The following is a 19,674-nucleotide window of genomic DNA, read 5'->3' on the forward strand; positions in this document are numbered from 1 at the left end:
TACCGTGTCTGCACTGGCGACAGCGTCGGCCCAGCAGCTCCCGGGAAGCGTCCTCAGGCGTCGTCGTCGGCCCGGCCCAGCCGCCAGTAGCCCATGAAGGCCACCGATTCGCGGTCGAGTCCACGCTCCGAGACCAGGTGCCGGCGCAGCGTCCGGATCACCCCGGACTCGCCGGCCAGCCACGCGTAGTGCCCGCCGCCGGACAGCCCCACCGGCACCTCCCACAGCTCCTCGTCCGGGTCGACGGCCGTGTCCGAGGTGTCGGCCGGAGCCAGCCGTTCGACCGGGATCAGCCGCTCGGCCGCGGCCCGGACGGCCGGGACCAGCAGGCTGCCGTGCGGCGCACCGGACCGGGGCAACCAGGTCACGGTCACCATCGGCGGAGCCGGCAGGTCGAGGACGTCGCCCGGGTGCGGCACCTCGAGCAGGACCTCGCCCCGACTGTCCGTCGGCAGCCGCTCCACAATGCCGGCGATCGCGGGTACCGCCGTCTCGTCCCCGGCGAGCAGCAGGGTGCGGGTCGTCAGCGCGGGTTGGAACTCCCGGCCGCCGTGGTCGCCCCGGTAGCCGTCGTCCGGCCCCATGATGACCACCTGGTCGCCGAGCTGGGCGGATGCGGCCCAGCGGGCAGCCGGCCCGTGGTTGCCGTACGCCCCGCCGTCGGTGTGCAGCACGATGTCGACGTCGACCTCGCGGGTGTGCCGGCGTACGGCGCGCACGGTGTAGGTGCGGAACGGGTTGCGCAGCTTGGTGGGCAGGGCACGCCAGCGGGCGTACCAGTCCGAGTCGGTGGGGAGGTGGCGGAAGCCGTGCACCGGAATCGGGAAGACGAGCTTGATCCGCTGGTCGTAGCCGGGGTCGGCGAAGGTGTCGAGGTCCGTTCCGGTGAAGGTGACCCGGAGGAAGGACGGGCTCAGCCGACGCAGCCCGGCGACCTCGGCCGAGAAGAGCCGCCACGGGGCGACCAGCGGCGTGGCGGTGGAAACCTCGGTCATCGGTCCTGCCTCTCGGTACGCGACGTCGCCGGCTCTGCGCGGGCAGCGTGCCGTTAGGTTAGCCTAACCTGCACAGAATGTCAGGTCCGAAGTCGGAGGGCCAGCGCACCCCAAGTTGTCGAAGTGTCGACTATTACGGGTTGCGGTACCGTCCGACGGTCCGGTCAGTCGGCGGGGAGAGTGGTGGTCGTGGCGGCACAGCAGGTACGGGACCTGGCGGAGATCCGGGTCCGGATCGACCTCCTCGACCGGGAGGTCGTCCGGCTGCTCGCCGAGCGGGAAACCCTGGTACGCCAGGCGGGCCGGCTCAAGTCCGACAGCTCGGCGGTCCGGGCGCCCGACCGGGTGGCCGAGGTCATCGCCCGGGTCCGCGCCGTCGCCGAGGAGGTGGGCGCCAGCCCGGCGGTCGTCGAGCGCACCTACCGGGCGATGATCGACGCCTTCATCGAACTGGAGTTGGCCGTGCACCGGGAAACGGACGCGTCCGAGCCATCACTACCGTGACGGTCATCCGGTAGCTGCTCACGGCGCAGCCCCAGGCGGGTCAGATGGGGCAGCCGAGAGCAGACGGGCGCGGACGAGGATCTGCGCTTGGTCGCCAGACCGGCCGTCCTGACAGATCTTCACACCTTCCAGCCACACCCACTCGTGCTGCTCCGGCCGGTTCGTCACCAGGCGCACCCCGGTCACCCAGAGGGCGACCGGCCCATCGGTTGGACGGAACCGATCCGCAGAGGCGATCCGGATCACCTCGCCGAGCCGGACTCGTACGTCAAACACCACGTCCCCCGACCAGCGCCACCGCACCTACGGATTGGCCAGCCCGACGGGACCGCGGTGCGACAAGGCAGAGCCCGGCGAGGCGTACGAAGACCTCTCGCCGATCGACCGCCCGCCCGGACTGGTCGAGGACGTAGCCGGTCAGCCAGCACCAGCCGTAGTACGTCGGACGGTCCGCCACCACCGTCACCCGCAGCAGCAGCCTCCGACCTCCGGCGAACTGAACCGACGCCCGCCCGTCCAGCAGCAGCACGTCACCCGGTTTCGGAACCATCCTGCGTCCCTCCAGTCGTTGGAAGGCGTCGAGGCGAGCGGGCATTCAGGCGGCTGCGGTCGACCCAACAGCCAGGCGCCGGCACCCACCCCGACGCCCAGCTCACGAGACCGTCACCCGGTCCGTACCCGAACAACCCGGGCAGGACCGCCGGGGCACCATCCGGGACGGCCCAGACGACCGCCGCACCGGCCGCAGCGCCACCCGGCGCGTGGGGGGCTTCAATCCAGCGCCGGTGGAGGAATGACGTTCGGTTGACAGGTTGTGCTCGATCATTGACAAAGGGTGTGGCACAACCGGCCTTACACCCCGGAAAATCATTCCGGGTCCCCATCCCCCGGGGAGGCATCGTGCGCGGCATGTCCAGCACACTCACGATCGGCGAACGCGTCGCCTGGTACCGCAGGCGGCGTGGACTGTCTCAAGAAGTCCTCGCCGGCCTGGTCGGCCGCACCGCCGACTGGCTCGGGAAGATCGAGAACAATCGGATCGAGCTTGACCGGCTCTCCGTCATCAAGTCGCTCGCCGACGTCTTTGACATCTCACTCGGCGACCTCCTCGCCGAACCATCGTTGCTCGACTGGACGCCCGACAGCGGCACCAACACCATGCCAGCACTGCGCGCCACCCTGATGAGCTACCGCGCCATCACGCCGTTCGGCCAGACCACCGACGGCCAAGAGCCCTCCAGCATCGCCGAACTCAAGCAAGACGTGAGCGCACTGTGGACCGCCTACCAGGACTCCCGATTCGGGTACGTCACCAGCCGCTTGCCGAACCTCCTCGACCGCGCCCAGACCGCTGCCGACAGACTCGACGGCGAAGACCAGTCCCAAGCCTGTCGCCTTCTCGGACTGACCTATCAACTCGCGGCGACCCTGCTTACCAAGCTTGGCGAGACCGACCTCGCCTGGATCGCCGCTGACCGTGGACTCACCGCCGTCCGCCCGACGGGCGATCCCGTGGTGACCGGTTCGCTCTTCCGCTCGGTCAGCCACACTTTGCACTCGACCGGCCGTTACCGCGAGGCCGTACGCGTCACCGAGGATGCTGCCGCCTACCTCGAACCCCACCTGAGACAGCCGACACCCGCCCTGCTATCGATCTACGGCACCCTGTTCCTGTCCGGCTCGATGGCCGCCGCCCGGGCCAGCGACCCCGGCACCACTCGCACCTTCCTCGCTGCCGCCGCCGAAGCTGCTGCCCGGCTCGGCGGCGACGCCAATCACCTCTGGACCGCCTTTGGCCCCACAAACGTTGCGATCCACCGCGTTGCCACTGCCGCAGAACTCGGCGACGTCCAAGTCGCCGTAGACCTGGGACCCCGTCTCGACACCACCGGCCTACCCTTGGAACGCCAGGTACGGCACGCACTCGAAGTCGCCCGCGCCTACAACTCATGGAACCGGACCGACGAGGCCCAGGCCGTCCTACTCGACGCCGAACAGCTGGCACCCGAACAGGTCCGACACCACTTCCTCAGCCGGCAACTCGCGCTGACCTGGATCCGCCGCCAACGTGGCAAGCCCTCAACCGAGCTGGTCGGACTCGCCCGTCGTCTCAACGTGCTCGACTGATCCACCGGTCTACGCTGCCGATGTGACGGGATCCGAGACGCCACCCATGGCAACCCCACGCGTCGCCGCAGGCGCCCTCTTCTTCGACGACCAAGGCCGCGTACTCCTCGTCAAGCCGCACTACAAGGACCACTGGGACATCCCCGGCGGGTACGTCGAACCTGGCGAGTCGCCGCGCGCCGCCTGCGTACGCGAAATCCACGAAGAACTTGACCTCACCGTCGACATCGGCCCGATGCTCGTAGTCGACTGGGCACCGGCCGCCGGCGAAGGCGACAAGATCCTTCTCATTTTCGATGCAGGCCTGCTCATCGACGCTGACCGCAAGCGAATCGCCTTCCGGGACGGCGAGCTCACCGAATGGCGTTTCGTCGCCAGCGAAGACCTCGACGCCTACGGCCCAGACCGCCTCACTCGCCGCATCCGAACTGCGATCACGGCAAGAGGTCGAGAACAGCCAACGTACGCGGAACACGGGGCGGCATTGACCTGACAGGGCGGGTCCTCTCCCGACGCATCCCTGGCGCTGAGGTACCGAGTGTTTGGTCCCATGATGCTTGTCGGAACGGCGTCGGTTGGCCGGTGGGTCCGGCGCCGCCGGCCGCTGGCGGGTCCGAACAGGGTTGAGGTGGGGAGCCATCCCGCCGACCGTCGACCCGGGCGAAGCTGAGTAGACCACCGCCCGAGGCCCCAGCGTCCGTATGTGCGTCCCCCGGGCGGCGCGGCGCGCTCTACAGGAGTGCGGTCGACGGCATACGGGATGGACGGTTGGTGCGTGGGGGTCAAACCGTGGCGCAGACTGCCGCCGGTGGCTTGAGATGTTAGCCTCGGGCTTTCACGGCGGCGGTGATCTTGGGGGTTGAGAAGGCTCGGTAGAGGCGGCGAAGCGCCTGCCACGTAAGGAAACTGTCCGGTGTCGAGTCGTTTGCAGTTCCCCGCGCGGAAGGCACTTGGTAGGTGCAGATTACCCAGTGGTGCCAGGTCAACGAGCTGCGGGCCGACATCTCAACCGCGAACCTGCAGCATTTGAATCAAACGTTGTCCCACTTCCGAGTCCCGCACATTGGGTCAACGAGTCGCCAACGCGCACATGTCACGCATGTCAATGGATCGATTTTCTCAGCCGCACCCGGGGTAGGGTCACCGCCCAGAGCAGGAACGCGAGTGCGCTGATCCCCGCCCCCAGCACGCACACGCCACCCCAGCCGGCCCGCGCGTACACGGCGGTCGAAGCGATCCCCCCGGCGCCGCTGCCGATCGAGTAGAAGACCATATAGCCGCCAATCAGCCGGCTGCCGGCGTCCGGCCGCAACTCGTAGATGACGGACTGGTTGGTGACATGGACCGCCTGCACGGCGAGGTCGAGCAGGACCGCGCCGATCGCCAGCGCCCACAGCGACTGTCGGGTGAGCCCGATCGGCAACCAGGACAGGACGAGCAGGACGAGAGCGACGCCGGTGGTCCACCCGGCCAGGCCCCGATCGTTCAGCCGACCCGCGGGAGCCGCCGCCAACGCACCCGCCACCCCGGCAAGCCCGAAGGCGCCGATCGCGCTGTGCGACAGCGACAGGGGCGGTGCGCTGAGCGGCAGCGCGACCCCGCTCCACAGGACGCTGAACGCGGCGAAGATGAGCAGGGCGAGCAGGGCACGGACGCGGAACAGGGGTTCCTCGGTGGACAGTGACACGGTCGAGCGGAGCAGCCTGCCGTACCGGAGGCGGTTGCGGGCCGGCGGGTGGTACGGCAGTACCCGGTACAGGAGCCCCGCGAGCGTCACGGTCAACGCGGCGGAGACGAGGTAGACCGACCGCCAGCCGGCGAAGTCCGCCAGGATGCCGGACACCGTCCGGGCGAACAGGATGCCGATCACCACCCCGCTGGTCACCAGGCCGACGATCCGACCGCGGTTGGCCGGTCCCGCCAGCGCAGCGGCGTACGCCACCATCGACTGGGTCACCACCGCGAGCAGTCCCACTGCGGCGATGCCGGCGAGCAGAACCAGCGCCGTGCCGGCGGTACCGACCACGGCCAGCGCGCCGGCCAATAGCAGCAACTGCGTCACGACCAGCCGCCGCCGGTCCAACAGGTCACCGAGCGGGACGACGAGGAACAGGCCGAGCCCGTAGCCGAGTTGGGTGATGGCCACCACGATGCCCACGGTCGCCGGGCTGAGCGCGAACTCCCGGCCGATGGTCACCAGCAGCGGTTGCGCGAAGTAGACGTTTGCCACCGTCGCCCCGGCGGCGACGGCGAAGAGCAGGGTGAGCCACCCGGACAGCCCAGGGGGCGACGCCGCTCGGCTTCTCGTCCGGTCGGCGCCGGCTAGGTCCATCCCTGGGTCATGGTTGCATGTTGCCACCATGGCACGGTACGGGATTCTGGTAGCATGTTGCAACCAGCATGTGACGAGGAGAGCACGATGGTGAAACGGACCCGCTTCGACGACGCCGAGTGCCCGGTGGCCCGGTCAGTCGACGCGATCGGGGACTGGTGGTCGCTGCTCATCGTGCGCGACGCGTTCGACGGCAGCCGCCGCTTCGGCGAGTTCCAGCGCAGCCTCGGGGTGGCGAAGAACATCCTCGCCGCCCGCCTGCGGACCCTGGTCGCCAGCGGCGTGATCGAGATCGTCGAGGCCACGGACGGTGGCAGCTACCACGAGTACGCGCTGACCGAGAAGGGCAAGGGCCTCTTTCCGGTCATCGTGGCACTACGGCAGTGGGGCGAGACCCACTGCTTCGAGCCGGGCGAACCGCACTCGGAAATGATCGACCGCCGGCACGGGCACCCGCTGCGCGCCCTGGAGGTCCGATCCGACGACGGGCGACAACTCGGTCCGGACGACACCATCATCAACAAGGTCGCCAGTCCGGGCCGAGACGCGACAGCAGCTGTTTCCACCTGAAATGGACGAAGACCCGGCCGAAGTCGTTCGGGTCCTTCTTCGCCGGTACCCGTTCCTGGGCCTCGAACAGGACATGAACGGCACCGGCGAGTGGACCGTCGAACTGCTTGACTGCCGCTGCGATAGCGGCGCTGGATCCAGCACACCGATCGTAACAGGCAGGATGTGCAGCGTGATGCGCTACATCTATTCGGTGGGCCCGCCACCTCGGTTTGCTAAAACGATGGCTTCAGAGGAAAGGTCCACGAAGTCCGTTGGGAGGTCCGTCCTTACGACCTGCCGCGGGTGTCGTGCCGATGAGAGTGCGTGCTTCCTTCCGCCCTAGGAGTACGTCATTCCCAAAGTGGGTCCTGAATTACTACTGGATCACGGCCAGAAACTAGCCGCACGTCCGAATCCGGAACATTTCGATGGCTCAGCTCAAGCAGAAGTCGGACTGCGGCTTGCGCCAGTTCGTCAAGTGGAAAAGAGGCGTTAGTGTGGCCCATGGCCGTTCCGGTAACGAAATCCGCTATTAGATTCCGTCCACTGGGCATCGCTATTGCGGCTGTCTGTGCCACCGAGTCGCCACGATCTACTAGTTGACCGAAGTCCGGACTGTCGACGACGTCGGCATTGCCAACAGCTTGGATCGATATGGCGAAGTTGTCCTGCTGCACTTTGACGTCCGTCATGCGGACTCCCAACTGACGAATACCATCCATCAAGGTAGTAACCGACACGCCGCGACGTGTCTCGTGGGGAGGCAAGTCGTTTGACCTAGCGGCGAAGTAGGCGATCCAGCCGTCACCGCGCAGTGCTAGACAGTCCCGTTCTACGCCCCAATCCGCACGTTGTCCCTCGGAGCTAGGCGCGCCGCTTTGCCCTAAAACACGCGCTCCACGTGCTAACAATCGATCCAGATTTGCTTCGACTAGGTGGCCCAAATTCGGTCCTGACTCTGGCCCCAGGGCTACTACTTGTTCGAGTCGAACGCTGCGGCCGATTCTGCGCCAGAACTGCACATCATCAGTTGTCAGGGTTGCAAGAAGAAGGGAAAGGTCCCTGCCTGTTAGGGGTCCATTCAGGTTTCGATGGGAGGGGAAATTTTCCGCTGTCCCACCTTGTCCCTCCCAGACTGCCCGGTAAAGACGGCTGAATCGGTTGGCCTGCTCGTCGTCCAACATGCCTTCGGCCGCTACGAGCGCCGACCTGATCGGCTCCGCCTCCAAATTCTCCGCAGCGGAGAAACCTGCGATGGCCGATTCGGTCGCACCTCTTGCAGCCTGCCCATCGACTAAGCCCATGCCGCCACGGATGACGGCGTTCGTAAGTACCGAAGTAATCGGGACGCGAGGGGACACGAATTCCTCGATTGCATCTGGATCCGTGATCAGGGCCCGCGCCTCCTTCGCAGTCATCACTAAGCGTTCATGAGCGGTTGGATCCTGTTCGGACCCGGAGTCGTCCAACGTGAGCACAATCGGGTGGCTAGGTGCGATGACCTTGAGATCGGCCGCTAGCCATTCTGGGTTCGGATTGGTGCGAAGGAAGACCAGCCTCTCCCGGTTCTCATCCGGCCAGGTCAATACTAGGTCCGGCGCGAACGTGTGGTTGAAGTATTCAGTCTTCCTGACGCGGGCAGACGGATCGCCGGATCGCAGAAAGTTGCTGACACTGGTTTTCAAGGAGTCGATTCGTCGATCCGGTGTGTCGAAATCTAGCGCATGACGCAAAGCTGCACTGAATTCGCCGCTCATTGGGACTCGTCCCCGATGCCCATGAACGCCATGACCCGCTGGTAGTTGTCGCCCGTGATTACTAAGCCTTCTTGCTCATCGCAGAGCGTCAGCAGCCATAGGCGGTTGGTCAACTCGTATATAACTTGCGCGTCTAGTTTTCCTTGCGCTTCCTCGGCCGATTCCGTTCCGAATATCCGAAATACGTTTTCAGCGTGAAGAAGATGCTTTTTAACGGACTCTGCACTCCGATGTTTATGCCAGCTTTGCGCCTGAAAGGGCGCCCAGGATAACCATAAGAGGTTATCGCATCGGTCTGGCTTCTCTTGGAAGGCTACGTAGCATTCGGCGACGAATTTCCGGTACTCCGTAGCCGAGTCCATCTCGTAGCGGTACGCCTTGACTTCCGCCATGAATGACTTGTCATGGAGAGCGCCGCCGCGCAACTTGCCTCCCAAGTCAAAGCTGAAGCCTTGACCGCCGTAGGGCCACTGGAAATGCAGCAGGTCCTTAAACACCTTGTCAGTGTTTGTGTAGATCGATGCAACACGGGTCGAGTAGTTCAGCCACCGCTTAGCTCGATCTACGCCAATGCTGCCGGTCTGCTGTCGTAGCTCGCCCGCCACCATCACAGGATGATATGCCGCCCACACGGACGGCAACAGGACCGAAGATTCACCTAGAGCCCGCCGGCTGGCCGACGACAACGCCTGTTTGGCTCTCGGTGGCCCCACTGCGAAGCCTTGAGCAGGGCGGGGGCGCGCCGCAGGCCCATGCCGGCGTGGGGTTAGACAAGGGCACAAACACCGTCAAACGTCGTCAACCACCGGAGACGCCGTGCGACCAGGCACCAACCAGCGTTCCCGCTGGTGGCAGGACAGCGGCTCTAAGTTCCGCTTGGTCCTGTGTGGCTCGGTGTGCCCCTACGTTGCACAGGGCTTAGCCCCGTAACCGCAGTCCTCGGGGTGTGGTCCGGAAGCCGGCGGCGGTCAGCGCGTCGCGCAACGGCGACGCGTGCACCGAACCCCCGTCGGCGCGCTCCACCGCGAGCGCGCCGAGCGCCCCGGACCCGACCGCCGAAGCGAGCGCCTGGGCGGCGGCACCTAGCGCCTCACCATCGTCCACAAACGACAGCAGGGTCCGGCCACCACGCTCGACGTAGAGGGCCAAGGCACCCCCGACCAGCACCACCAGCGCGCCGGCCTTACGCCCCGCCCGATGCCCGGTCGCGACGCCCGCCGCTCCACCGCCCGGACCCGCGCCACTCGCGCCCGGCGTCGCACTGACGGCGCCGTCGCCGGAATCGAGCACCCGGGCGGGCCAGGGCAGCGCGGCGCCGTACGGGTTCGCGGGATCGGTGGCGGCCAGCACCCGTGCCGTACCGGTCCGGCGGCGCAACTCGTCCGGCTCGGCGAGCGCCCGCAACCGGTCCACCGCGCCCGGCACCGCGAACTGGGCCGCGCCGAGTCCCTCGACGAAGTAGCCCCGTCGGGCCGCCCCCCGTTCCTCCAGGGCGGCCAGCACCGGGTAGACGGCGGCGAATCCGCCGGTGACCCCCTCGGCGACGACCGCGCCCCGGGTCACCACCCCGTGCCGTTCCAGCAGTACGTCGGCGAGTGCGGCGGCCCGACGGGTCGGATCGGCGTCCCGCTCCGGCAACCGGGACCAGCGTCCCGCGACGGTCGGTGGCCCGGTCCGGCCGGCCAGGACGGGCCGACCCGGACGCCGGTACCGGGTACGCGGCGCACCGGGACGCGGGCGGTGTGCCCCGCTGCCGCCGAGCACGGCCCGCAGCGGTGCCAGGGTGTCGTTGGTCAGCCAGCCGGCCCAGGCCAGCTCCCAGACGGCGGCGACCAGCGCGTCGTCGTCGGTCGCGGTCAGGCCGGGCGTCGAGGAGATCCGGTCGGACAACGCGCGGAAGAAGAGGGCCTGCCCGTCGCCGAGCGCCTCCAGCACCGCCTCGTGCAGCGGGGTCAGGGCCAGCGCGTCGTCCGGTGGCGACAACAGCAGGGCGGCCGTGTCGGCATAGGCGAGCGTCACCCAGCCATCACCCCGGCCGATCGCGCCGGAGCCGGCCCAGAGCACCTCGCCGCTGGCACAGAGTTCGTCAAGGTAGGCGGGGGAGTAGTCGGCCACCCGGGCCGGCAGGACCAGGCTCTCCAGCGCGGACGCCGGCACCGCCGCCCCCTGCAACTGCTCCACCACGGCGGCGACCGCCTCGACGCCCCGGGCCGCCGCACCGACCTGCTGCCAGCGCGGCAGGAAGGTGGCCAGCGCCTGGGCCGGCGCCGGTTCGATCTCCCGACGCAGCGCGGCCAGCGAGCGGCGGCGCAGCATTCGCAGCACCTCGGCGTCGCACCACTCGGCGCCGCTGCCGGTCGGGGAGAACTCGCCGGAGACCACCCGCCCGTCGGCGCCGAGCCGGCGCAGCGTCTGCTCGACCACGAACACCCCGAGCCCGAACCGGGCCGCACAGGTGGTCGCGGCGAACGGGCCGGAGGTACGGGCGTACCGGGCGACGAGGTCACCGAGCGGGTCGGCCACCGGTTCCAGGTACGCCTGCGCGACCCCGACCGGCAGCGCCACGCCGAGCGCGTCGGCGTACCGGCCGGCGTCCTCGATCCCGATCCAGCGCTCCTCGCCCGCCACCCGGATCCGTAGCACCCGCCGAGCCTCCGCCAGCGTGGTCAGCCAGTCCGGTTGGACCCCGCGTTCGGTCAGCTCGGCGTCGGAGAGGTCGCCCAGCAGCCGGAGCAGCTCCACGGCGTCCTCGGCGTCCCGGGGCCGGCGCTGCTCGGTCAGCCACCGCAACTGCCGCTCGGTCTCGGTCACCACCGCCGGATCGAGCAGCTCCCGCAGGTCCACCCGGCCGAGGAGCTCGCCGAGCAGGGCCGAGTCCAGGGCCAGCGCGGCGGCGCGGCGCTCGGCGAGCGGGGCGTCGCCCTCGTAGAGGAACGCGCCCACGTAACCGAAGAGCAGCGAACGGGCGAACGGCGACGGCCGGGGCGTCTCCACCTCCACCAGCCGGACCTTGCGGGCGGCGATGTCCCGCATCAGCGTCACCAGGCCGGGCAGGTCGAAGACGTCCTGGAGGCACTCCCGGGCCGCCTCCAGGGTGATCGGGAAGTCGGCGTACTCCCGGGCAACGTCGAGGAGCTGGGCGGCCCGCTGGCGCTGCTGCCAGAGCGGCTGGCGGCGGCGCGGGTCCCGGCGGGGCAGCAGCAGGGCACGGGCGGCGCACTCCCGGAACCGCGAGGCGAACAGGGCCGAGCCGCCGACCGATTCCTCGACAATGCCGGCGATCTCGTCCGGGTCGAAGGCCACCAACTCGGCGCCGGGCGGATCCTCGGCGGTGTCCGGCAACCGGACCACGATCCCGTCGTCGGAGGGCATCGCCTGGGCGTCCACCCCGTACCGCTCCGCGAGCCGGCGCCCGACGGCCAGCGCCCACGGGCCGTTCACCCGGGCTCCGAGCACGCAGTGCACGGCCAGCCGCCAGTCGCCCAGCTCGTCGCGGAACCGCTCGACCAGCACCGTCCGGTCGTCCGGCACCGACCGGGTCGCCGCCTGCTGCTCGCGCAGGTACGCCATCAGGTTGTCGGCGGCCCAGTCGTCCAGCCCGCCGGAGTGCAGGGTGGCCCGCGCCGCCTCGTCGTCGGCCCGGACCAGGGTACGCAGCCGGGTGCCGATGGCCCGGCCCAGCTCGACCGGCCGACCGAGCTGGTCGCCCTTCCAGAACGGCATCCGGGCCGCCTGGCCGGGGGCGGGGGAGACCAGCACCCGGTCCGGGGTGATGTCCTCGATCCGCCAGGACGACGAACCGAGCAGGAACACGTCGCCGACTCGGGACTCGTAGACCATCTCCTCGTCCAGCTCGCCGACCCGGGCGGCCCGCTCGGCGCCGGCCAGGAAGACCCCGAACAACCCCCGGTCCGGAATCGTGCCGCCGCTGGTGACCGCGAGCCGCTGCGCCCCCGGCCGGCCGGTGAGCAGGTCGGCGGCCCGGTCCCAGACCAGCCGCGGACGCAGCTCGGCGAAGGCGGTGGACGGGTAGCGGCCGGAGAGCATGTCGAGGACGGCGTTCAGGGCCGAGTCGGGCAGCTCGGCGAAGGGTGCGGCCCGACGTACCAGCGCGGTGAGGTCGCCGACCGGCCACGGATCGAGCGAGACCATCGCGACCACCTGCTGGGCCAGTACGTCCAGCGGGTTGCGCGGATAGTGCAGCTCCTCGATCGTGCCGGTCGCCATCCGTTCCGCGACCACGGCACAGGAGACCAGGTCACCCCGGTGCTTCGGAAAGACCACACCCCGGGAGACCGCGCCGACCTGGTGCCCGGCCCGGCCGACCCGTTGCAGGCCGGCGGCGACGCTCGGCGGTGCCTCGATCTGCACCACCAGGTCGACGGCGCCCATGTCGATGCCCAGCTCCAGGCTGGAGGTGGCGACCACCGCCGGCAACTGGCCGGACTTGAGTGCCTCCTCGATGTGTTGGCGCTCCTCCCGGGAGACGCTGCCGTGATGGGCGCGGGCGATCACCGGGGCGGCCCCGGCGGCGGCACCGGACTGCGCCATGATCTCGGCCGGCAGGCCGCCCGGTCGGCCGGGGCGACCGGGTGCCGGTGGGGCAGAACCCTCCGGGGCGAGTTCGGCCTCGTCGGCCGCGAGTTCGTTGAGCCGGGCGCAGAGGCGCTCCGCGCTGCGCCGCGAGTTGGTGAAGACGATGGTCGAGCGGTGGGCGCGGACCAGGCCGTACACCCGTTCCTCGACTGCCGGCCAGATGGACGCCCGGCGCGGGGTGCCCAGTTCGTCGTCGCCGGGTGGCTCCTGCTCGTCGAGCCGGGTCATGTCCTCGACCGGCACCTGCACGCTGACCTCGATGGTCTTCGCCGTTTTGGGCGCCACCACGGCGACCGGCCGGGCACCGCCGAGGAACCGGGCGGTGGCCTCGATCGGGCGTACGGTCGCGGAGAGCCCGATCCGCTGGGCCGGGGCGGGCAGCAACTCGTCCAGCCGCTCCAGGGAGAGCGCCAGGTGGGCGCCGCGCTTGGTGCCGGCCACCGCGTGCACCTCGTCGACGATCACGGTCTCGACCCCGCGCAGCGACTCCCGGGCGGCGGAGGTGAGCAGCAGGAACAGCGACTCGGGCGTGGTGATCAGGATGTCCGGCGGGGTACGCGCGAAGGCCCGTCGCTCGTCGGCCGGGGTGTCGCCGGTACGCATCCCGACGGTGATCTCCGGTGGTGGAAGGCCCAGCCTGGCCGCCGCCTGCCGGATCCCGGTCAACGGAGCGCGCAGGTTGCGCTCGACGTCGACGGCGAGGGCCTTCAACGGGCTGACGTAGAGCACCCGGCACCGCTGCCGGGGTTCCGGCGGCGCCGGCTCACGGGCCAGCCGGTCCAGCGACCAGAGGAACGCCGCGAGCGTCTTGCCGGACCCGGTCGGGGCCACCACCAGGGCGTTGCGGCCGGCGCCGATTGCCCGCCACGCCCCGACCTGGGCGTCGGTGGGCGCGGCGAACGCGGCGGCGAACCACTCCCGGGTCGCCCTCCCGAACGAGGTCAGCACGTCAGTCACCGGCCAATCCTGCCTGGTCGGTCCGACAACAAGCCCGGAACGGATGGCCCCGGCCCGTTTGATCGTTGTTATCGCCTGAGATGAGGGCTAAGTCTCACTTAACTGCTTGCGAATGATGTGCGACATACAGTAACTTCGCGGAAACCTCAGCTCGGCACAAGGGGGCCCCGGATGACCAGCGTTCCGCGTGACGCCCCGGTCGCTACGGACGTGCTGACCCGACGGGTCGAGACCTACCTGACGATGGCGCGGACCAGTCTGCGCGGCGTCGACCTCGACCTAGCCGAGCGGCTCGCCGACTGCCTGCGGACGCTCGTCGCCGACACCGCCACGGCCAGCGCGGCGGACCGGGCCCGGGTCCGCGCCGCCGTGCACGCCCTCGTGCTGCGCCGTGAGGCCCACGGCCGGGTGCTGCCCCGGCGTTCCCTCGCCGCCGCCCAACAGGTGATCAACCAGGTCGCCCGGCAGCTCGGCCGGCCCGAGCTGGCGGTGCCGTCCACTCCGGACGAGCCGGACGACGTCGCCCCCGGCGACCTCGTGCCCCGACTGGCGGCACACTCCGTCGACTCGCCCTGCGCCGTCGGCTGACGAGAAGCAGCGCCACCTCGACGCACCGCCACCCGAGGCACCGCCACCCGACGCAGCCCCACCCGAGGCACCGCCACCCGACGTACCGGCCCCCGGGCGGGGTGGATTCGGCGAAACCGCCTCGTTGACGGCCAACTCTGTCGTCTGATCCTTCTACAGGCGCAGACCTCGGGTGGAATCGCGCCGACACCCACCTGGAGTACGCATGCTGATGCTGCTGGCCCTGCATCTGGTGGCCGCGGCGACGGCGCCCGCACTCGTGCGACGGTGGGGCCGGTGGGCCTGCTACCCACTGGCACTCGCTCCGGCCGCCGCGCTCGGCTGGGCGGTCGCGTACGCCGGGACGGTCCGGAACGGCGGCGCGGTCGTCGAGACGTACCCCTGGGTTCCGGGGTTGGGGCTCGGCCTGGACCTGCGGGTCGACACCCTCTCCTGGCTGCTGGTGGTGCTGATCGGCGGCATCGGCGCCCTGGTGCTGGTCTACTGCGTGCGGTACTTCGACGCCGACGAGCCCGGCCTCGGCCAGTTCGCCGCGATCTTCGTCGGGTTCGCCGGCGCCATGCTCGGGGTGGTGGTCGCCGACAATCTGCTGCTGCTCTACGTCTTCTGGGAGCTGACCAGCGTCTTTTCGTACCTGCTGATCGGGCACAACCCGGAGAAACTGGCCAGTCGGCGGGCGGCGGCGCGGGCGCTCCTGGTGACCACCCTGGGCGGACTGGTCCTGCTGGTCGGGTTCATCATGCTCGGCCAGCACGCCGGCACGTACCGCTGGTCGGAGATCGCTGCCCGGCCGCCGCCGTCCGGCACCTACCTCGGCGTGGCGCTGGTGCTGATCCTGCTCGGCGCGCTCGCCAAGTCGGCGATCTTCCCACTCAGCTTCTGGCTGCCGGCCGCGATGGCCGCACCGACCCCGGTCAGCGCCTACCTGCATGCCGCCGCCATGGTCAAGGCCGGCGTCTACCTGGTCGCCCTGCTCGCACCCGCATACGCCGCTGCCGGCCCCTGGCGTCCGGTGGTGTACGTCGCCGGGACCGTCACCATGCTCGCCGGCGGTTGGGCGGCGCTGCGCCAGGTCGACCTGAAGCTGCTGCTGGCGTACGGCACCGTCAGTCAGCTCGGGCTGCTGATCCTGGTCGTCGGGGCCGGCACCCCGGAGGCCGCGCTCGCCGGCACCGCGCTGCTGCTCGGCCACGCCCTGTTCAAGGCGGCGCTGTTCCTCGTGGTCGGAATCATCGACCGCCGGGCCGGCACCCGGGACCTGACCGTGCTCTCCGGGCTGTGGCGGCGGATGCCGCTGGTCTGCGCGGTCGCCGTACTCGCCGCCGCCTCCATGGCCGGCGTGCCGCCGCTGTTGGGCTTCGCCGCCAAGGAGGCGGTCTTCGAGGCATTCACCGGCGATCCGCCGCTGCTCGTCGCCGTGCTGCTCGGGGCCACGATGACGGCCGGCTACAGCGCCCGGTTCGTCTGGGGAGCCTTCGCCGCCCGGCCCGGCGTCGAGCCGACTGCGACCCGTCGCGTCGAGCCGGCGCTGCTCGTGCCGGCCGCCCTGCTCGCCGGGGCCGGGCTGGTCCTCGGGGTACTGGCCGGCGCGGTCGGCGGGCTGCTCGCCCCGTACACCCGGTTGTTCGGGCCGACCGGTCACCACCTGGCGCTCTGGCCCGGCCCGGGGCTCGCACTCGGCCTCTCGGGGCTGGCCCTGGCCGGCGGCGGGCTGATCTTCGCGTTGCGGAACCGGACCGGTGCGGTGGTCGCCCGGCTGCGGGCCCCTGTCGACGGCGACACCGCGTACGGCTACGCGACCCACGGGCTCGACCGGCTGGCCGTCGAGATGACCGGCGCGACCCAGCGCGGCTCCCTGCCGCAGTACCTCGGCATCATCCTGCTGGCTCTGGTCGTCGTGCCCGGCGGCGCGCTGCTGTTCGGACGGCCGTGGCCGCAACGGTGGATGCTCTGGGACAGCCCGTTGCAGGCCGTCGTGGCGACGGTGCTCGCGGTGGCCGCGGTGCTCACCGTCCGGGCCCGGCGCCGGCTCACCGCCGTGATCCTGCTCGGAGTCACCGGCTACGGCACCGCGATGCTCTTCGTGCTGCACGGGGCGCCGGACCTGGCGCTGACCCAGTTCCTGGTGGAGACCGTCACGATCGTGATCTTCGTGTTGGTGCTGCGCCGCCTGCCGCCCCGGTTCTCGGTCCGGCCACTGCCCGGCAGCCGGTGGGTCAGGGTCGCCCTCGGGGTGGCGGTCGGGGTGGTCGTCTCCGCGATGGCCCTGGCCGCGGTCGGCGGCCGACGGGCCGTACCGATTTCCGAGGAGTTCCCGGAGCCGGCGCGGTCGTTCGGGTACGGCCGCAACGTGGTCAACGTGATCCTGGTCGACATCCGGGCCTGGGACACCATGGGCGAGCTGGCCGTGCTGGTGGTGGCGGCCACCGGCGTCGCCAGCCTGATCTTCCAGCATCGGCGGGGCGTCGGACGTCCCCGCCGACGGGACCTGCCGGCGAGATCGCCCGGATCCGAGAAGGCCTGGCTACGGGCCGGCCCGACGCTGCGTACCCGCAGCCGCTCGATCGTCCTGGAGGTGGTCGTCCGGCTGATCTTCCACACCGTCGTGGTGTTCTCCATCTTCCTGTTGTTCTCCGGGCACAACGCTCCCGGCGGCGGGTTCACCGGCGGCCTGGTGGCCGGTCTCGCGCTCGCGGTCCGCTACCTCGCCGGTGGCCGGCACGAACTCGACCAAGCGGCCCCGGTCGACGCCGGCGTCGTGCTCGGCACCGGCCTGCTCGTCGCGGTGGGCACCGGGATGGCGGCCCTGCTGACCGGGAGCCCGGTGCTCCGGAGCACGGTCCTGGACCTGCACCTGCCGCTGATCGGCGACGTGCACCTGGTCACCTCGATCTTCTTCGACATCGGTGTCTACCTGGTCGTGGTCGGCCTGGCCCTGGACATCCTGCGCAGCCTCGGCGCCGAGGTGGACCGGCAGATCGAGGCGGAGGACGAGCCCGGCACCGGGCTGCGGACCGACCGGGACGGCGAGCCGGAACCGGCCGGGGAACCGGATCGGCCGGCCGGGTCCGACCAGCCGCCTGCCGGAGCCGACCAGCCGCCTGCCGGAGCCGATCCCGGCTCTGCGGCACTGCGGCGGCCGAGATGAGTCCCCCGCTGGTCCTGGTGGTCGTGGTCGGGGTGCTCTTCGCCGCCGGGGTCACCCTGCTGCTGGAGCGGAGCCTCAGCCGGGTGCTGATCGGCATCATCCTGCTCGGCAACGGGGTCAACCTGCTCCTGCTGCTGACCGGCCGGTCCGGGAGCGCGCCGATCCTCGGCGTCACCCCGGCCGGCGAGATGAGCGATCCGCTGCCCCAGGCGATGGTGCTCACCGCCGTCGTCATCACCCTCGGCCTGACCGCGTTCCTGCTCGCGATGGCGTACCGGAGCTGGCAGTTGACCGGACACGACGAGGTCCGGGCCGACCCGGAGGACCGCCGGATCGTACGGCACGCCGCGCGGGGCGAGAGCTCCGTCCCGGACGACGACCTCGGTGCCGGCGTACGGCCCTGGGCGGAACCGAGCGGCGGGACCGGGCAAGTGGATCCGGAGCAGGTCGATCCCGAACCGGGGCCCCGCCGGCTCGACCGCGAGGCGGACGAGCGATGAACTTCCTGGTACCGCTGCCGGTGGTCGTACCGCTGCTCGGGGCGGCACTCACCCTGATCCTGATCCGCCGGCCGATTCTCCAGCGGGCGATCAGCGTCGCGGTCCTCGTGATCACCCTCACCGTCGCGATCCTGCTGCTCTGGCACGCGTACCGGGACGGGCCGCTGGTCGTCTACGTCGGCGAATGGCCCGCGCCGCTCGGCATCGTCCTGGTGGCCGACCAGTTGGCCGCGCTGATGCTGGTGGCCTCGGCGGCGGTGACCCTGTGTGTGCTGCTCTACTCGATCGGCGAGGGCCGGGCGGATCCGGGCCAGCACGCGCCGGTGGTGATCTACCACCCCACCTATCTGGTGCTGACCGCCGGAGTGACCAACGCCTTCCTCTCCGGGGACCTGTTCAACCTCTTCGTCGGCTTCGAGATCCTGCTGGCGGCGAGCTACGTGCTGTTGACCCTCGGCGGTACCGAGGAGCGGATCCGGGCCGGCACCACGTACGTCGTGGTCAGCCTGCTGTCATCGATGATCTTCCTCACCGCGATCGGCCTGGTGTACGCGGCGACCGGAACGCTGAACCTGGCCCAGCTCGTACACCGCCTCGACGGGCTGCCGGCCGAACTGCAACTGGTGCTGCACTTCATGCTGCTGCTCGCGTTCGGCATCAAGGCGGCGGTCTTTCCGCTCTCCGCCTGGCTGCCGGACAGTTACCCGACCGCGCCGGCACCGGTCACCGCGGTCTTCGCCGGCCTGCTGACCAAGGTCGGCGTCTACGCGATCATCCGGACCGAGACGTTGCTCTTCCCGGACGGCCGCGCGGCCGAGGTGCTGCTGATGGTGGCGCTGCTGACCATGCTGGTTGGCATCCTCGGCGCCGTCGCCCAGTCCGACATCAAGCGGCTGCTGTCGTTCACCCTGGTCAGCCACATCGGCTACATGCTCTTCGGGATCGCGCTGACCTCGGCGGCCGGACTGGCCGGGGCGATCTTCTACGTGGTGCACCACATCACCGTCCAGACCACCCTGTTCCTGGCCGCCGGACTGGTCGAACGCCGGGCCGGCAGCACCAATCTGGACCGGATCGGCGGGCTGGCCCGGACGGCTCCGCTGCTCGGCCTGCTGTTCTTCCTGCCGGCGCTGAGCCTCGCCGGAGTCCCCCCGTTCTCCGGTTTCCTCGGCAAGCTCGGCCTGTTGCAGGCCGGCGTCGCCGCCGGTGGGGTCCTGGCCTGGCTGTTGGTGGCCGGCGGCACGCTGACCAGCCTGCTCACCCTCTACGCGACGACGAAGGTCTGGAACCTGGCTTTCTGGCGCTCGCCCCGGACGCCCGACCCCGAGGCGGCGGGCGGGCGGCGCCCGGCGAACGTCGACGAGGCCAAGGCGCCGGACCGTGATTCGGCGGGCGGGCAGCCGGACCGTGACTCGGCGGGCGGGCAGCCCGACCCCGGGGCGGCGGAGCGGCTGCCCCGGCTGATGGTGTGGGCCACCGTCGCGCTGGTCGTACTCGGCCTGGGGCTGACCGTGGCGGCCGGCCCGCTCTTCGGGGTCAGCGCCGAGGCGGCCGAGGACCTGCGGCAACGCACCCCGTACGTGGACGCGGTCTTTCCCGGCGGTGCGCCGTGACCGGC

Annotated in this window: 14 protein-coding genes; 8 read left to right on the forward strand and 6 right to left on the reverse strand. The window is 70.2% G+C overall.

The window, feature by feature from the left end; translation table 11 throughout:
- Window positions 1-53 precede the first annotated feature (53 nt).
- Complete coding sequence (locus H4W31_RS17980) at window positions 54-995, reverse strand: siderophore-interacting protein (RefSeq protein WP_192767720.1); 942 nt, start codon at window positions 993-995, stop codon at window positions 54-56.
- Window positions 996-1,184: 189 nt separating this feature from the next.
- Here H4W31_RS17980 and H4W31_RS17985 point away from each other — a divergent pair, with 189 nt between their 5' ends.
- The gene (locus H4W31_RS17985; RefSeq protein ID WP_192767721.1) at window positions 1,185-1,499 is read left to right on the forward strand and encodes a chorismate mutase; all 315 of its coding nucleotides are present in this window, start codon (window positions 1,185-1,187) and stop codon (window positions 1,497-1,499) included.
- Window positions 1,500-1,767: 268 nt separating this feature from the next.
- On the opposite strand, the gene H4W31_RS17990 is transcribed toward H4W31_RS17985, so the two are convergent.
- Window positions 1,768-2,049 carry a hypothetical protein gene (locus H4W31_RS17990; RefSeq protein ID WP_192767722.1) on the reverse strand — a complete coding sequence of 94 codons (282 nt, stop codon included), beginning with the start codon at window positions 2,047-2,049 and terminating at the stop codon, window positions 1,768-1,770.
- Window positions 2,050-2,408: 359 nt separating this feature from the next.
- Between H4W31_RS17990 and H4W31_RS17995 the strand changes: the two genes are divergently transcribed.
- A complete protein-coding gene (locus H4W31_RS17995) occupies window positions 2,409-3,626 on the forward strand; it encodes a helix-turn-helix domain-containing protein (RefSeq protein ID WP_225945575.1) in 1,218 nt (405 codons plus the stop codon).
- A 22-nt stretch (window positions 3,627-3,648) separates the two neighbouring features.
- Entirely contained in the window at window positions 3,649-4,119 is a 471-nt protein-coding gene (locus H4W31_RS18000) for an NUDIX hydrolase (RefSeq protein ID WP_318783250.1), read from the forward strand.
- Window positions 4,120-4,728: 609 nt separating this feature from the next.
- On the opposite strand, the gene H4W31_RS18005 is transcribed toward H4W31_RS18000, so the two are convergent.
- Window positions 4,729-5,958: an MFS transporter gene (locus tag H4W31_RS18005; RefSeq protein WP_192767724.1), complete on the reverse strand. Its 1,230-nt coding sequence runs from the start codon at window positions 5,956-5,958 to the stop codon at window positions 4,729-4,731.
- Between the two features lie 87 nt (window positions 5,959-6,045).
- Between H4W31_RS18005 and H4W31_RS18010 the strand changes: the two genes are divergently transcribed.
- On the forward strand, window positions 6,046-6,528 hold the full coding sequence (locus H4W31_RS18010) for a winged helix-turn-helix transcriptional regulator (protein WP_192767725.1): 483 nt from the start codon (window positions 6,046-6,048) through the stop codon (window positions 6,526-6,528).
- Window positions 6,529-6,860: 332 nt separating this feature from the next.
- On the opposite strand, the gene H4W31_RS18015 is transcribed toward H4W31_RS18010, so the two are convergent.
- The 3 genes from H4W31_RS18015 to H4W31_RS18025 all read right to left on the reverse strand — a co-directional run bounded on the left by H4W31_RS18015 (window position 6,861) and on the right by H4W31_RS18025 (window position 13,811).
- The gene (locus H4W31_RS18015; RefSeq protein WP_192767726.1) at window positions 6,861-8,267 is read right to left on the reverse strand and encodes a hypothetical protein; all 1,407 of its coding nucleotides are present in this window, start codon (window positions 8,265-8,267) and stop codon (window positions 6,861-6,863) included.
- Entirely contained in the window at window positions 8,264-8,875 is a 612-nt protein-coding gene (locus H4W31_RS18020; protein ID WP_192767727.1) for a hypothetical protein, read from the reverse strand. The genes H4W31_RS18015 and H4W31_RS18020 overlap by 4 nt, the downstream gene beginning before the upstream one ends.
- Window positions 8,876-9,185: 310 nt before the next feature.
- Entirely contained in the window at window positions 9,186-13,811 is a 4,626-nt protein-coding gene (locus tag H4W31_RS18025) for an ATP-dependent helicase (RefSeq protein ID WP_404825715.1), read from the reverse strand.
- A 180-nt stretch (window positions 13,812-13,991) separates the two neighbouring features.
- Here H4W31_RS18025 and H4W31_RS18030 point away from each other — a divergent pair, with 180 nt between their 5' ends.
- From H4W31_RS18030 to H4W31_RS18045, 4 genes are all read left to right on the forward strand, one after another.
- Window positions 13,992-14,408 carry a hypothetical protein gene (locus tag H4W31_RS18030; protein ID WP_225945576.1) on the forward strand — a complete coding sequence of 139 codons (417 nt, stop codon included), beginning with the start codon at window positions 13,992-13,994 and terminating at the stop codon, window positions 14,406-14,408.
- A 205-nt stretch (window positions 14,409-14,613) separates the two neighbouring features.
- Complete coding sequence (locus H4W31_RS18035; protein WP_192767729.1) at window positions 14,614-17,556, forward strand: Na+/H+ antiporter subunit A; 2,943 nt, start codon at window positions 14,614-14,616, stop codon at window positions 17,554-17,556.
- Window positions 17,553-18,056 carry a Na(+)/H(+) antiporter subunit C gene (locus H4W31_RS18040; protein ID WP_192767730.1) on the forward strand — a complete coding sequence of 168 codons (504 nt, stop codon included), beginning with the start codon at window positions 17,553-17,555 and terminating at the stop codon, window positions 18,054-18,056. The genes H4W31_RS18035 and H4W31_RS18040 overlap by 4 nt, the downstream gene beginning before the upstream one ends.
- The gene (locus H4W31_RS18045) at window positions 18,053-19,669 is read left to right on the forward strand and encodes a Na+/H+ antiporter subunit D (RefSeq protein WP_192767731.1); all 1,617 of its coding nucleotides are present in this window, start codon (window positions 18,053-18,055) and stop codon (window positions 19,667-19,669) included. The genes H4W31_RS18040 and H4W31_RS18045 overlap by 4 nt, the downstream gene beginning before the upstream one ends.
- Window positions 19,670-19,674 lie beyond the last annotated feature (5 nt).

Source organism: Plantactinospora soyae, from assembly GCF_014874095.1.
GTDB lineage: Bacteria > Actinomycetota > Actinomycetes > Mycobacteriales > Micromonosporaceae > Plantactinospora > Plantactinospora soyae.